The 13,577-nt window shown below is 66.8% G+C and carries 10 protein-coding genes; 8 read left to right on the top strand and 2 right to left on the bottom strand.

Annotation, left to right across the window (positions count from 1 at the left end; all coding sequences use genetic code 11):
* Nucleotides 1-27: 27 nt before the first annotated feature.
* Together mexD and oprJ are read left to right on the top strand one after the other, a co-directional pair.
* Nucleotides 28-3,159 carry a multidrug efflux RND transporter permease subunit MexD gene (mexD, locus tag M6E97_RS30230; RefSeq protein ID WP_003134989.1) on the top strand — a complete coding sequence of 1,044 codons (3,132 nt, stop codon included), beginning with the start codon at nucleotides 28-30 and terminating at the stop codon, nucleotides 3,157-3,159.
* A gap of 5 nt (nucleotides 3,160-3,164) precedes the next feature.
* A complete protein-coding gene (gene oprJ, locus M6E97_RS30225; protein ID WP_003112802.1) occupies nucleotides 3,165-4,604 on the top strand; it encodes a multidrug efflux transporter outer membrane subunit OprJ in 1,440 nt (479 codons plus the stop codon).
* A gap of 50 nt (nucleotides 4,605-4,654) precedes the next feature.
* On the opposite strand, the gene escR is transcribed toward oprJ, so the two are convergent.
* Complete coding sequence (gene escR / locus M6E97_RS30220; protein ID WP_003134987.1) at nucleotides 4,655-5,173, bottom strand: TetR/AcrR family transcriptional regulator EscR; 519 nt, start codon at nucleotides 5,171-5,173, stop codon at nucleotides 4,655-4,657.
* A gap of 196 nt (nucleotides 5,174-5,369) precedes the next feature.
* The gene (locus tag M6E97_RS30215; protein ID WP_024007724.1) at nucleotides 5,370-5,555 is read right to left on the bottom strand and encodes a hypothetical protein; all 186 of its coding nucleotides are present in this window, start codon (nucleotides 5,553-5,555) and stop codon (nucleotides 5,370-5,372) included.
* 110 nt (nucleotides 5,556-5,665) lie between these two features.
* On the opposite strand from M6E97_RS30215, the gene ettA reads away from it, so the two are divergent.
* The 6 genes from ettA (at nucleotide 5,666) to praA (ending at nucleotide 13,537) form a co-directional block, all read left to right on the top strand.
* The gene (ettA, locus tag M6E97_RS30210; RefSeq protein WP_003110721.1) at nucleotides 5,666-7,330 is read left to right on the top strand and encodes an energy-dependent translational throttle protein EttA; all 1,665 of its coding nucleotides are present in this window, start codon (nucleotides 5,666-5,668) and stop codon (nucleotides 7,328-7,330) included.
* A 503-nt stretch (nucleotides 7,331-7,833) separates the two neighbouring features.
* Nucleotides 7,834-8,520, top strand: coding sequence for an ABC transporter ATP-binding protein (locus M6E97_RS30205; RefSeq protein ID WP_003141570.1), 687 nt, complete (start codon nucleotides 7,834-7,836; stop codon nucleotides 8,518-8,520).
* Nucleotides 8,517-9,710 (top strand): ABC transporter permease, encoded by a 1,194-nt coding sequence (locus tag M6E97_RS30200; RefSeq protein ID WP_003116279.1) that lies wholly within the window; start codon nucleotides 8,517-8,519, stop codon nucleotides 9,708-9,710. The genes M6E97_RS30205 and M6E97_RS30200 overlap by 4 nt, the downstream gene beginning before the upstream one ends.
* Complete coding sequence (locus M6E97_RS30195; RefSeq protein ID WP_003110719.1) at nucleotides 9,703-11,184, top strand: TolC family protein; 1,482 nt, start codon at nucleotides 9,703-9,705, stop codon at nucleotides 11,182-11,184. The genes M6E97_RS30200 and M6E97_RS30195 overlap by 8 nt, the downstream gene beginning before the upstream one ends.
* Nucleotides 11,174-12,451: an efflux RND transporter periplasmic adaptor subunit gene (locus M6E97_RS30190; protein WP_003141568.1), complete on the top strand. Its 1,278-nt coding sequence runs from the start codon at nucleotides 11,174-11,176 to the stop codon at nucleotides 12,449-12,451. Before M6E97_RS30195 ends, M6E97_RS30190 begins: the two co-directional genes overlap by 11 nt.
* 597 nt (nucleotides 12,452-13,048) lie before the next feature.
* Nucleotides 13,049-13,537 carry an alkane oxidation protein activator PraA gene (gene praA, locus M6E97_RS30185; RefSeq protein WP_003094820.1) on the top strand — a complete coding sequence of 163 codons (489 nt, stop codon included), beginning with the start codon at nucleotides 13,049-13,051 and terminating at the stop codon, nucleotides 13,535-13,537.
* Nucleotides 13,538-13,577: the final 40 nt, after the last annotated feature.

Below are 13,577 nucleotides of genomic sequence, written 5' to 3'. Positions count from 1 at the left end.
GGGCGGGTTCGCCCCGAGGATTTTCCGATGTCCGAATTCTTCATCAAGCGGCCGAACTTCGCCTGGGTGGTGGCCCTGTTCATCTCCCTGGCCGGCCTGCTGGTCATTTCCAAATTGCCGGTAGCGCAGTACCCCAATGTCGCGCCGCCACAGATCACCATCACCGCCACCTATCCCGGCGCCTCGGCGAAAGTGCTGGTGGACTCCGTCACCAGCGTGCTCGAGGAGTCGCTGAACGGCGCCAAGGGCCTGCTCTACTTCGAGTCGACCAACAACTCCAACGGCAGCGCCGAGATCGTCGTCACCTTCGAGCCGGGCACCGATCCGGACCTGGCCCAGGTGGACGTGCAGAACCGCCTGAAGAAAGCCGAGGCGCGCATGCCGCAGGCGGTGCTGACCCAGGGCCTGCAGGTCGAGCAGACCAGCGCCGGTTTCCTGCTGATCTATGCGCTCAGCTACAAGGAAGGCGCTCAGCGCAGCGACACCACCGCCCTCGGCGACTACGCCGCGCGCAATATCAACAACGAGCTGCGGCGCCTGCCGGGCGTCGGCAAGCTGCAATTCTTCTCTTCCGAGGCGGCCATGCGGGTCTGGATCGATCCGCAGAAGCTGGTGGGCTTCGGCCTCTCCATCGACGACGTGAGCAATGCCATCCGCGGGCAGAACGTGCAGGTGCCGGCCGGCGCCTTCGGCAGCGCACCGGGCAGTTCCGCGCAGGAGCTGACGGCGACCCTGGCGGTGAAGGGCACCCTGGACGATCCGCAGGAGTTCGGCCAGGTAGTGCTGCGCGCCAACGAGGACGGCTCGCTGGTCCGGCTCGCCGATGTCGCGCGCCTGGAACTCGGCAAGGAGAGCTACAACATTTCCTCGCGACTGAACGGCACGCCCACCGTGGGCGGGGCTATCCAGCTGTCGCCCGGGGCCAACGCGATCCAGACCGCTACCCTGGTGAAACAGCGTCTCGCCGAACTGTCGGCGTTCTTCCCCGAGGACATGCAGTACAGCGTGCCCTACGACACCTCGCGCTTCGTCGACGTGGCCATCGAGAAGGTGATCCACACCCTGATCGAAGCGATGGTCCTGGTGTTCCTGGTGATGTTCCTGTTCCTGCAGAACGTCCGCTACACCCTGATCCCGTCCATCGTGGTGCCGGTGTGCCTGCTGGGTACGCTGATGGTGATGTACCTGCTGGGGTTCTCGGTGAACATGATGACCATGTTCGGCATGGTCCTGGCGATCGGCATCCTGGTGGACGACGCCATCGTGGTGGTGGAGAACGTCGAGCGGATCATGGCGGAGGAGGGGATTTCCCCGGCCGAGGCCACGGTCAAGGCGATGAAGCAGGTATCCGGCGCCATCGTCGGCATCACCCTGGTGCTCTCGGCGGTGTTCCTGCCGCTGGCTTTCATGGCCGGTTCGGTGGGGGTGATCTACCAGCAGTTCTCGGTGTCGCTGGCGGTCTCGATCCTGTTCTCCGGCTTCCTCGCCCTGACCTTCACCCCGGCGCTGTGCGCCACGCTGCTCAAGCCCATTCCCGAAGGGCACCACGAGAAGCGCGGCTTCTTCGGCGCCTTCAACCGTGGCTTCGCCCGCGTCACCGAGCGCTATTCGCTGCTCAACTCGAAGCTGGTGGCGCGCGCCGGACGCTTCATGCTGGTGTACGCCGGCCTGGTGGCCATGCTCGGCTACTTCTACCTGCGCCTGCCGGAAGCCTTCGTGCCGGCGGAAGACCTCGGCTACATGGTGGTCGACGTGCAACTGCCGCCTGGCGCTTCGCGCGTGCGCACCGATGCCACCGGCGAGGAACTCGAGCGCTTCCTCAAGTCCCGCGAGGCGGTGGCTTCGGTGTTCCTGATCTCGGGCTTCAGCTTCTCCGGCCAGGGCGACAATGCCGCGCTGGCCTTCCCGACCTTCAAGGACTGGTCCGAGCGAGGCGCCGAGCAGTCGGCCGCCGCCGAGATCGCCGCGCTGAACGAGCATTTCGCGCTGCCCGACGATGGCACGGTCATGGCCGTGTCGCCGCCACCGATCAACGGTCTGGGTAACTCCGGCGGCTTCGCATTGCGCCTGATGGACCGTAGCGGGGTCGGCCGCGAAGCGCTGCTGCAGGCTCGCGATACTCTTCTTGGTGAGATCCAGACCAACCCGAAATTCCTTTACGCGATGATGGAAGGACTGGCCGAAGCGCCGCAACTGCGCCTGTTGATCGACCGGGAGAAGGCCCGCGCCCTGGGGGTGAGCTTCGAGACCATCAGCGGCACGCTGTCCGCTGCCTTCGGCTCGGAGGTGATCAACGACTTCACCAATGCGGGGCGCCAACAGCGGGTGGTGATCCAGGCCGAACAGGGCAACCGGATGACCCCGGAAAGCGTGCTCGAGCTATACGTGCCTAACGCTGCTGGCAACCTGGTACCGCTCAGCGCCTTCGTCAGCGTGAAATGGGAAGAGGGACCGGTGCAATTGGTGCGCTATAACGGCTACCCGTCGATCCGCATCGTCGGTGACGCCGCGCCCGGCTTCAGCACCGGCGAAGCCATGGCGGAAATGGAGCGCCTGGCCGCGCAGCTGCCGGCCGGCATCGGCTACGAGTGGACCGGCCTGTCCTATCAGGAGAAGGTCTCCGCCGGGCAGGCCACCAGCCTGTTCGCCCTCGCTATCCTGGTGGTGTTCCTGTTGCTGGTGGCGCTCTACGAGAGCTGGTCGATCCCGCTGTCGGTGATGCTGATCGTGCCGATCGGCGCCATCGGCGCGGTGCTCGCGGTGATGGTCAGCGGTATGTCCAACGACGTGTATTTCAAGGTCGGCCTGATCACCATCATCGGTCTTTCGGCGAAGAACGCGATTCTCATCGTCGAGTTCGCCAAGGAACTCTGGGAGCAGGGGCATAGCCTGCGCGACGCCGCCATCGAGGCCGCGCGCCTGCGCTTCCGGCCGATCATCATGACTTCCATGGCGTTCATCCTCGGCGTGATACCCCTGGCCCTGGCCAGCGGTGCCGGCGCGGCGAGCCAGCGTGCCATCGGCACCGGAGTGATCGGCGGGATGCTCAGCGCCACCTTCCTCGGCGTGCTGTTCGTACCTATCTGTTTCGTCTGGCTGCTGTCGCTGCTGCGCAGCAAGCCGGCACCCATCGAACAGGCCGCTTCGGCCGGGGAGTGAACGAGATGCGCAAACCTGCTTTCGGCGTATCGGCGCTGCTGATCGCCCTGACCCTCGGCGCCTGCTCCATGGCGCCGACCTACGAACGTCCCGCCGCGCCGGTGGCCGACAGCTGGAGCGGCGCCGCCGCCCAGCGCCAGGGCGCGGCGATCGACACGCTGGATTGGAAGAGTTTCATCGTCGATGCCGAACTACGCCGCCTGGTGGACATGGCCCTGGATAACAACCGCTCGCTGCGCCAGACCCTCCTGGATATCGAGGCGGCCCGCGCGCAGTACCGAATCCAGCGCGCCGACCGGGTTCCGGGCCTGAATGCCGCTGCCACCGGCAACCGCCAGCGGCAGCCGGCCGACCTGTCCGCCGGCAATCGCTCGGAAGTGGCCAGCAGCTACCAGGTCGGGCTGGCCCTGCCGGAGTACGAACTGGACCTCTTCGGTCGGGTCAAGAGCCTGACCGACGCAGCCCTGCAACAGTACCTGGCCAGCGAGGAGGCAGCGCGCGCGGCACGGATCGCCCTGGTCGCCGAGGTCAGCCAGGCCTACCTGAGCTACGACGGCGCCCTGCGGCGCCTGGCGCTGACCCGTCAGACCCTGGTCAGCCGCGAGTATTCCTTCGCCCTGATCGACCAGCGCCGCGCGGCCGGCGCCGCCACCGCGCTGGACTACCAGGAAGCCCTTGGCCTGGTGGAGCAGGCGCGCGCCGAGCAGGAGCGCAACCTGCGGCAGAAACAGCAGGCATTCAACGCGCTGGTGTTGCTGCTGGGCAGCGACGATGCCGCGCAGGCGATTCCGCGGAGTCCGGGGCAGCGGCCGAAGCTGTTGCAGGACATCGCTCCCGGCACGCCGTCCGAGCTGATCGAGCGACGCCCCGACATCCTTGCCGCCGAACATCGTTTGCGGGCGCGCAACGCGGATATCGGCGCGGCGCGCGCGGCGTTCTTCCCACGCATCAGCCTGACCGGCAGCTTCGGCACCTCCAGCGCGGAAATGTCCGGCCTGTTCGATGGCGGCTCGCGCTCCTGGAGCTTCCTGCCGACGCTGACGCTGCCGATCTTCGATGGCGGGCGCAACCGTGCCAACCTGAGCCTGGCCGAGGCGCGCAAGGATTCGGCGGTGGCTGCCTACGAGGGGACCATCCAGACCGCTTTCCGCGAGGTCGCCGACGCCCTGGCGGCCAGCGATACCCTGCGTCGCGAAGAGAAGGCCCTGCGCGCCCTGGCGAACAGCAGCAACGAAGCCCTGAAGCTGGCCAAGGCACGCTACGAGAGTGGCGTCGACAACCACCTGCGCTACCTCGATGCGCAGCGCAGCAGCTTCCTCAACGAGATCGCCTTCATCGACGGCAGCACCCAGCGGCAGATCGCCCTGGTCGACCTGTTCCGCGCGCTCGGCGGAGGCTGGGACGAGGGACGGAGCCTGGTGGTACATCGAGGCGGCAGGAGTTGAGCGGGTAAACGTGTGGGAAACGGTGCTAGCGGGTGGCAACTGCCGCCCGCTCAAGGGCTGGCAGGTTGTGCGGGGTTCGACGCGCCACGCAGGAACAGCTCCTCGAGTGTGGCGGACAACCCGGCGCTGGCCGCGCGACCGCGGCGCTCGGCATCGACCATGCCGTAGATCAGGACGATGAAGAGTTCGCTGAAGGTCGCCGCGCTGATATCGATACGGAACACACGCTTCTGCTGGCCGCGCAGGAAGAAGGCGTCCAGGGCTTCGACATAGGACTGCCAACTGGCGTCCCCATGCCCGGCGTGGCGTCCCGGGTTCTGCTCGAACATCAGCAGCGCCAGCAGGTCGCGCTGGGCGAGGTGTTCCCGGATCAGCTCGCGTAGCGCTTCCCGCGGCTCCAGGCGCTGCAGGGCGGCGCTGTGGGTGAGGCGTTCGAGGGTACTCCTGGCATGGCTTTCCAGGCGCCGCTTGAGACCTTCGCGGGTACCGCAATGACGGTTCAGGGTTGCCCTGCTCACTCCTGCCAGTTCCGCCAGTTCTCCCATGGTGGCGCGCGGATGATTGACCATCGCGGTGGCCAGGGCCTTGAGCAGGCGCTGGTCCTGAGACGACGGGGTTGGCGCTGGGTCGAGACTGTCCTTGTGCGGGGAGTCGGGTAGCTGGGCGGATCTGGGAGCGAGTGTCATTTTTGAGGTTTTTTTTGTTCTTTTGAGACTGATTTGGATCAATTGTAGCAGGCTGGATCTCCCCACGCCTTGCTTCGCGTCAGGTCTTGAGAGGCAGCACCATGGCCGCGAGCAGTGCCAGGCCCACCCAGACCCCGCACGGGGCGATGGTCGCCGCCTCCCCCAGGCAGAACGCCTTTGACAGGACGAGGGTAGCGGAGACAGTAAGGGCGGCCAGTACGCTGCTCAGCGTCACCGTAGCGGCCTGGAATCGGACGGCGAACATCCGCCGGCAAAGCGCCCCGACCCACGAAAACCGGGGTGGCTGGCCAGCTTTCTCTCGGTCTGTCATATACTTGGCCGAGTTTTTTTCCTTTTCTTCATGAGGTGCTCGTTTTGGCTCAGTACGTCTACACCATGCATCGGGTCGGCAAGATCGTTCCGCCCAAGCGTGAAATCCTCAAGGACATCTCCCTGTCGTTCTTCCCCGGCGCCAAGATCGGCGTGCTCGGCCTGAACGGCGCGGGCAAGTCCACCCTGCTGCGGATCATGGCCGGCGTCGACACCGAGATCGAAGGCGAGGCCCGGCCGATGCCGGGGATCAACGTCGGCTACCTGCCGCAGGAGCCCAAGCTGGACCCGCAGGCCACCGTGCGCGACATCGTCGAAGAGGCCGTCGGCCAGATCAAGCAGGCCCAGGCGCGGCTGGACGAGGTCTATGCCGCCTATGCCGAGCCGGATGCCGACTTCGACGCCCTGGCCGCCGAGCAGGCCAAGCTGGAGGCGATCCTCCAGGCATCCGACGGACACAACCTGGAACGCCAACTGGAAGTCGCCGCCGACGCCCTGCGCCTGCCGCCGTGGGATGCCAAGGTCGAGCACCTGTCCGGCGGCGAAAAGCGCCGCGTAGCGCTGTGCCGCCTGCTGCTGTCGGCTCCCGACATGCTGCTGCTGGACGAACCGACCAACCACCTGGACGCCGACTCGGTGGCCTGGCTGGAGCATTTCCTGCACGACTTCCCCGGCACCGTGGTGGCGATCACCCACGACCGCTACTTCCTCGACAACGTCGCCGGCTGGATCCTCGAACTCGACCGTGGCCATGGCATCCCGTTCGAAGGCAACTACTCCGGCTGGCTGGAATCCAAGGCCGCCCGCCTGGCCCAGGAAGCCAAGCAGGAAGCCTCCCACGCCAAGGCCATGAAGGCCGAGCTGGAGTGGGTGCGCCAGGGCGCCAAGGGCCGCCAGGCCAAGTCCAAGGCGCGCCTGCAGCGCTTCGAGGAACTGCAGTCGCAGGAATTCCAGAAGCGCAGCGAGACCAACGAGATCTACATCCCGGCCGGTCCGCGCCTGGGCGACAAGGTCATCGAACTGCACAACGTGACCAAGGGCTACGGCGACCGCGTGCTGATCGACAACCTGTCCCTGAGCATTCCCAAGGGCGCCATCGTCGGTGTGATCGGCGGCAACGGCGCGGGCAAGTCGACCCTGTTCCGCATGCTTACCGGCAAGGAGCAGCCGGACTCCGGCACCATCGAGATCGGCGAGACCGTGCAGATCGCCAGCGTCGACCAGAGCCGTGACAGCCTGGAAGGCAACAAGACCGTGTGGGAGCAGGTTTCCGACGGTTTCGAGCAGATCAAGATCGGCAACTACGAAGTCCCGTCGCGCAGCTATGTCGGTCGCTTCAACTTCAAGGGCGCCGACCAGCAGAAGTTCGTCAAGGACCTCTCCGGCGGTGAGCGTGGCCGTCTGCACCTGGCCCTGACCCTGAAGCAGGGCGGCAACGTGCTGCTGCTCGACGAACCGTCCAACGACCTCGACGTGGAAACCTTGCGCGCGCTGGAAGAAGCGCTGCTGGACTTCCCCGGCGCTGCCATCGTGATCTCCCACGACCGCTGGTTCCTCGACCGGATCGCCACCCACATCCTCTCCTACGAGGACGATGGCAAGGTGACCTTCTTCGAAGGCAACTACACCGAGTTCGAGGCCGACCGCAAGAAGCGCCTGGGCGATGCTGCGTCCCAGCCGCACCGCGTGCGCTACAAGAAACTGGCGTAAGCGCGCCTTCGAGAAACCGCCCGCCGGCGTTGCCGGCCGGCGGTTTTTTCATGCCTGGAATTCAACGAGCCATGCGCAGGGGAACATGGGAACTGCGCAGGACACCTCCATCGGCGGTACCCGGGGGGCTCTCAAGCAGCATGCCTGAGCCTTCACCTAACTAAAGATGGGGGTGCATCGACGGCCGCGATGGTGTCAGCTCTGCTAGTGGTCTGCGCAGCCGATCCGTGCGCTCAATACCGCCTGCCCGGAGAGGCCGCGCCATATGGCGAAGCCCGGCGGAATCGAGTACCGGCATTGGCCGGGCGGACCAGCCGCTACCTTCGCTCGGCGCTGGCGCCTCGGGGTAGCGTTGCCGGTGGTGGCGGCTTGTGCGCTGTCTCCATCATCAGCAGTATGGCCGTTCGGCCTGTATCGCCGGCCTTGCGGCGGTACGACCGGGCGGGCCTTGAAGGGATGCGAGCGGTCGGGTGCGAATGCCAACAACAAACAAGCACGAATCATTGATCTCCCTGCAGGGGATCGGCAAGGGCTACCTCCTGGGGGGGCAGCCGCTGCAGATACTGAAAGACGTCTGCCTGGACATCTTTCCCGGAGAAAGCTGCGCGATCGTCGGCGCGTCGGGCTCGGGCAAGAGCACCCTGCTGAATATTCTCGGCCTGCTCGACCGCCCGGACAGCGGCGCCTACCGCTTCGCCGAGCACGACATCTTCAGCGTCGACGGGGACCGACTGGCGGCGATCCGCAACCGCCTGATCGGCTTCGTCTTCCAGAGCTTCAACCTGTTGCCGCGGCTGAACGCGCTGGACAACGTCGCGCTGCCCCTGAGCTATCGAGGGATGCCGCGCCGCGAGGCACTGGAGCGGGCCGAGGCGATGCTCGCCCGGGTCGGCCTGGCCGAGCGCGCCGGCCATCGTCCGGCGGACCTCTCCGGCGGCCAGCGGCAGCGCGTCGCCATCGCTCGCGCGCTGGTCGGCGAGCCGGCGCTGATCCTCGCCGACGAACCAACCGGCAACCTCGACGCGAGCACCGCGAAAGAAGTGCTGGAGCTGCTCCTCACCCTCAACCGCGAGCGCCAGGTGACCCTGGTGGTGGTCACCCATGATCCCAGCCTGGCCGCCCGTCTCGGGCGCCAACTGACAGTGCGGCATGGCGAGGTGCACGAGGACCTGGCGGAGGCCTGCCGGTGAGCGCCAGCCCGTCGCCCCGGCAATTGCTTCACGAGGCCCTCGCCAGTCTTCGCGGGCTGGGGCGCCGCTCGCTGCTGGCGTTGCTGGGTATCGTCATGGGCTGTTCATCGGTGATCGCGATGCTGAACATCGGCAGCAACGCGACCGACGAAGCGATGAGCATCTTCAAGGACATGGGCACCGACACCCTGGTGGTGCAGTTCCCGTTCGCCCCGCAGGCGCCGATGCCGATGCCGGCGTCGCTCGACACCGAACCGCTGCTCCGCGACGTGGCCGGTCTGGAGCACCTGGCGGCGCTGGGCCTGTACTCGGCCCCGGTGACCTTTCACGGACGCACCAGCAACGCCAGTATCGTCGGCGCCAGCGCCGGGCTCGCAGCCGCCGCCAGGCTACGGCTGCGCGAAGGACGTTTCCTCTCGCACTTCGACGATCACGACACCTACGTGGTGGTGGGCGCGACAATCGCCGAGGCCCTGGGGGCGCCCGGCGATCCGCTGCGCCTCGGCGAGCAACTGACGGTCAACGACTATCTGTTTCGCGTGATCGGCATTCTCCAGCCGCAGGCCAGCGCCGCTCTCTTGCCGTTCGCCGCCAACGACTCGCTGTTCGTGCCGGCGCCGGGCATGCCGCGCCTGCAGCCGGCCGCCGAGGTCAGCCATGTGGTGGCGCGGGTCTCGCCGGGAGCGGACGTCTATAGCGTCGGCGCGGCCCTGGGCGCGGCCCTGACGGCGCGGTTGCCCGGCCACGAGGCGCAGGTCCAGGTCTCGCAGCAGGTGCTCGATGGACTCAAGCGGCAGACCCGGACCTTCACTTACCTGCTGGCCGGACTGGGGATCATCTCCCTGCTCGGCGGCGGCGTCGGAGTGATGAACGTGATGCTGATGAGTGTCGCCGAACGCCGCCGGGAAATCGGCGTGCGCATGGCGCTGGGCGCGCGCCAGCGGGACATCCGCAACCTGTTCCTGATCGAGGCGGTGACCCTGACCGCCGCGGGCGCGCTGTCGGGCGCGGTGCTCGGCGTGGCGGCTGCGTATCTCTACGCCAGGTTCTCCGGCTGGACCTTCTCCCTGGCCTACGCGGCCCTGCCGCTGGGGATGGGCAGTACCCTGCTGGTGGGGCTGTTCTTCGGGCTCTATCCGGCGGTCTCGGCGGCTCGCCTGCAACCGGTCGAGGCGCTGCGCGATGAATAGGTGGGGCCTGGGCGTGCTGTGGCTGGTCGCCGCTCTTCCGGTGGCGGCCAGCGTCAACCCGGCGCTGAGTCCGGACGTACCGAGCATGGCCCGCGAGCAGGGCAGGTCGGTGCTGCTCAGCGAGCAGGTGATCGACCTCAGCCTGAGCGACGCGGTCTATCTTGGCCTGCGCAACAACCGTGGAATCCGTAGCGCCTACCTGCAACGGATCGCGCAGAAGTTCGACCTGCGGGTCGCCGCCGACGCCTTCAACCCGAAGCTGGTGGTGCGCGGCGACTATCGCGCCAACCGCGCCACCGAAGACCGCACGAGGACCAGCAATGTCTCGCCCACCGCGACCCTGCTTGGCGAATATGGCACTCGTTTCAGCCTGGCCTGGGTGAAGCAGTTCCGCACCGCCGACGAGGCCGGGCGCTACCGCAGCGATGGCCTCGACCTGACCGTCGTCCAGCCGTTGCTGCGCGATGCGGGCTGGGACGTCACCACCGCGCCGCTGCGCCTGGCACGTCTCTCCGAAGACGCCAATCGCCTGCAACTCAAGGCCAGCGTGTCGCAGACCATCAGCCAGGTCATCGGTGCCTACCGGGAGCTGCTGCGCGCCCAGGAGCAGGCGCGCATCGCTCGCGAAGCCCTGGCGCGGACCCAGGAGCTGCTCGAGGTCAACCGGGCGATGATCCGCGCCGGGCGAATGGCCGAATTCGAGATCGTGCAGACCGAGGCCGACGTCGCCAGCCAGGAGCTCAACGTCGAGGAGTCCGCCAACCAGGTCGACAGCGCACGCCTGGCCCTGCTGCAACTGCTGGCGCTGGACCTGTCGACGCAGATCCGCGCCAGCGATGCGCTGGCCGCCACGCCGATCGAGGTCGACCGCCAGCAGGCGATCAGGACCGCCCTGCAGCAGCAACCGGAATACCTGCAACGCCTGATCGGCAGTCGCCAGGCCGACCTCAACCTGGTGCTGGCGAAGAACCAGCGCCTGTGGGATGTCTCGCTGGTGGGCGGCGCCAGCCAGATCCGCGACCGCTACAGCGAGGGCGGTGGCGACAATTCACGCAGCTGGGACAGCTACGCCGGGGTACAGGTGGAAATTCCCATCGGCGACCTCAGCCGCCGGCAGGCCGAGGTGCGCGCCCAGGTCGACGTGGAGAACCAGAAGATCCTGATCGAGGATGCCCGGCAGACCCTGGAGCAGAACGTCATCGATGCGGTGCGCGACCTCGGCACGCGCTGGCGCCAGTACCAGATCGCCCAGCGCGCCACCGCCTTGTCGCGGCGCAAGCTGGAGATCGAGCGGGAAAAGCTGCGCGTCGGGCGTTCGAGCAACTTCCAGGTGCTGAGCTTCGAGACCGACCTGCGCAACGTCGAGAACACCCAATTGAATGCCCTGATCTCGTTTCTCAATGCGCAGACGCAGCTCGACCTGATCGTCGGCATGACCCTGGATAGCTGGGAGATTTCGCTCAATGACCACTGACCGGTTTTCCTTCCTGCGCCGGCCCGCATTGCCGCTCGCCGCCGGCCTGGCGGTTGTCGCGGCGCTGGCCTGGCTGGTCCTCGCCGGCGGCACCGCGAAACGCACGGAAGGGGAGCGCTGGGTCGCCGTACGGGCGGCCCCGCTGGTGCATCAGATCGGCCTGGTCGGACGCCTGGAACCGGGGCGCGTGGTGACCCTGGCGGCGCCCTTCGCCGGCAATGTCGAGGCGCTGCTGGTGGAGCCGGGACAGCGGGTCGCGGAAGGACAGGAGCTGCTGCGCATGGACACCCGCGAGATCGCCGTGCAGGTGCGCGAGGCACAGTCGGCGTTGCTCAAGGCCCGTCGCACCCTGCAGGACCTGCGCGACTGGGAGCGTGGCGAGGACATGGCGCGGGTCCGTCGTGCCCTGCGCAGCGCGCAGCTGGCGCAGAGCAGCACCGAGCGCAAGTTGCGCGAGACCCGCGAGCTGTTCCAGCGCGGGATCGTCCCGCGCAACGAACTCGACGATCTCGAACAACAGGCCAGCCAGCAGCGCATGGACCTGGAGGCGGCCCGGCGGGAAGTGGAGTCGACCCGCGCCAAGGGGCAGGGCGAGAATCGCCAGATCGCCGAAATGGACCTGGCCAACGCCAGCGTGAAATACGAGACGCTGCAGGCCCAGCTGGATGGCCGTACGGTGCGCGCGCCCTTTGCCGGTATCGTCGTCGCGGCGCCCGGCCTGGCTGGCGAGCAGGGCAGCCGCGAACCGGTGCAGGCCGGTAGCAAGCTGGGGCAGGGCCAGGCGTTGTTCGGCCTGGCCAGCGTCGAGCGGCTGAAGGTATCTGCGAAGGTTTCCGAACTGGATATCAACCAGTTACGCGAAGGGCAGGCGGTGGAAATCAGTGGCGACGGCTTCGAGGGCACCACGCTGGCGGGCGTCATCGCCGCCCTCGGTGGTCAGGCTCTGCCCGGCATGGCCCAGGGAGGTAGCCCGCAGTTCGAGGTGACGGTGTCGGTAGCGCCGCTCGATCCCCGCCAGTTGCAGAAGATTCGTCTGGGAATGAGCGCCAAGCTGACGGTCACCACCTATCGCAACGAACAGGCCATCGTCGTGCCGCCGGAGGCGATACGCCACGAGGGTGACCGGCTGTTCGTGGACTTTCGCCAGGCTCCCGGCGCCAGCGTGATGGCGCAACAGGTCAAGATCGGACGCTCCACGCCGGAGGGCGTGGAGGTGTTCGAGTTGCAGCCGGGTCTCGTTCGCGTGCCGTCATCGTCCGACCGATAGTTGGCAACCTAACTTTGGGTTGGCTGGGTCGCTTCGCGAGCTGCCAATTCTGGTAGGTACGCCCCGTCATGGTGCGTTTCTTCCCGACGCGGATGTTGACAGAGGTATCAGGATTCCTTCGCGACGACGCTTCGTCCGCCCTCCACGGCATTCACCGACCTTCCTTCGGAGGGTCAACCCCCTTCTTTCGCTAGGCTTTTCCAGAGCCGCGCTGACCGTACTCTGGCCCCCGTCGTTGACTGGTCCACTGCCCCTTCGTGGTGATTGCCAGCCCTGTCAGGCCTGCGTTCGCGGAGGTCGGCCAGGTGGGCATCTCGAGGCGCGGCGGGTTGGCAAACCCTATCGGATCTTTCCGATATCCGGTCTGTCCCGGCTCGTCGTGGGGACCGTCAGCGTCGGCACCGGATAGGACTCATGAGGTAAAGCCTCTCCCGAATCCCGGTACGCACGGCCAAGGCGGGTGGTGTGGTTCGCCTGGCAGGTGGATCGGACGGGAAGGCACAAGGTGGTCGTGGGGGCGGGTCGGCGACGATCCTGCCGCATGATCAAGGCTCGGCAACCGCGAGCGTTGCCAACTCACTGGAAGGATACAAAACAATGAAATCCATCAAGTCCCTGCCGTCCTTTGCTGCTCTTGCTCTCTGCCTGAGCGTTTCGTCCATGGCCAGCGCGGCCACCATCACCCCGGTCAACTCGGCCTTCACCGCACCTGGCACCATCAGCGTGAGCTCGCCGGCGTCGCTCAATCTGCCAGTGACCTGCAACATCACCTTCAAGGGCACGACAGCCGCCGATGGTTCCTATGCCTCGATCGACAGCGTCACCGTCAGCGGCAGCAACACCCTGTGCAGCGTGCCGCAGATGACCGGCCTGCCGTGGAAGCTGACCGTCTCCAGCACCACCGCCGGCAAGGTCGATGGCGTCGGCTTCAAGATTCTCTCCTCTACCTGTGGCCCGAGCACCGTCAACGGTTCCTGGAGCAACGCCACCAATACCCTCAGCGCCAGCAATCAGTCGCTGGCTGGGAACTGCAAGATCAACAGTCTGAGTGTGCAGCCGACCCCGGCCTTCGTAGTCAACCCGTAATCCGGGCTGCCGCTGGCGCCTTCGGCGCCAGCGGTTTCGC

Source organism: Pseudomonas sp. B111, assembly GCF_026428275.1.
Lineage (GTDB): Bacteria > Pseudomonadota > Gammaproteobacteria > Pseudomonadales > Pseudomonadaceae > Pseudomonas > Pseudomonas aeruginosa.
Note: the sequence above shows the minus strand (reverse complement) of the source record. Positions and strands in the feature narration are given on the sequence as shown.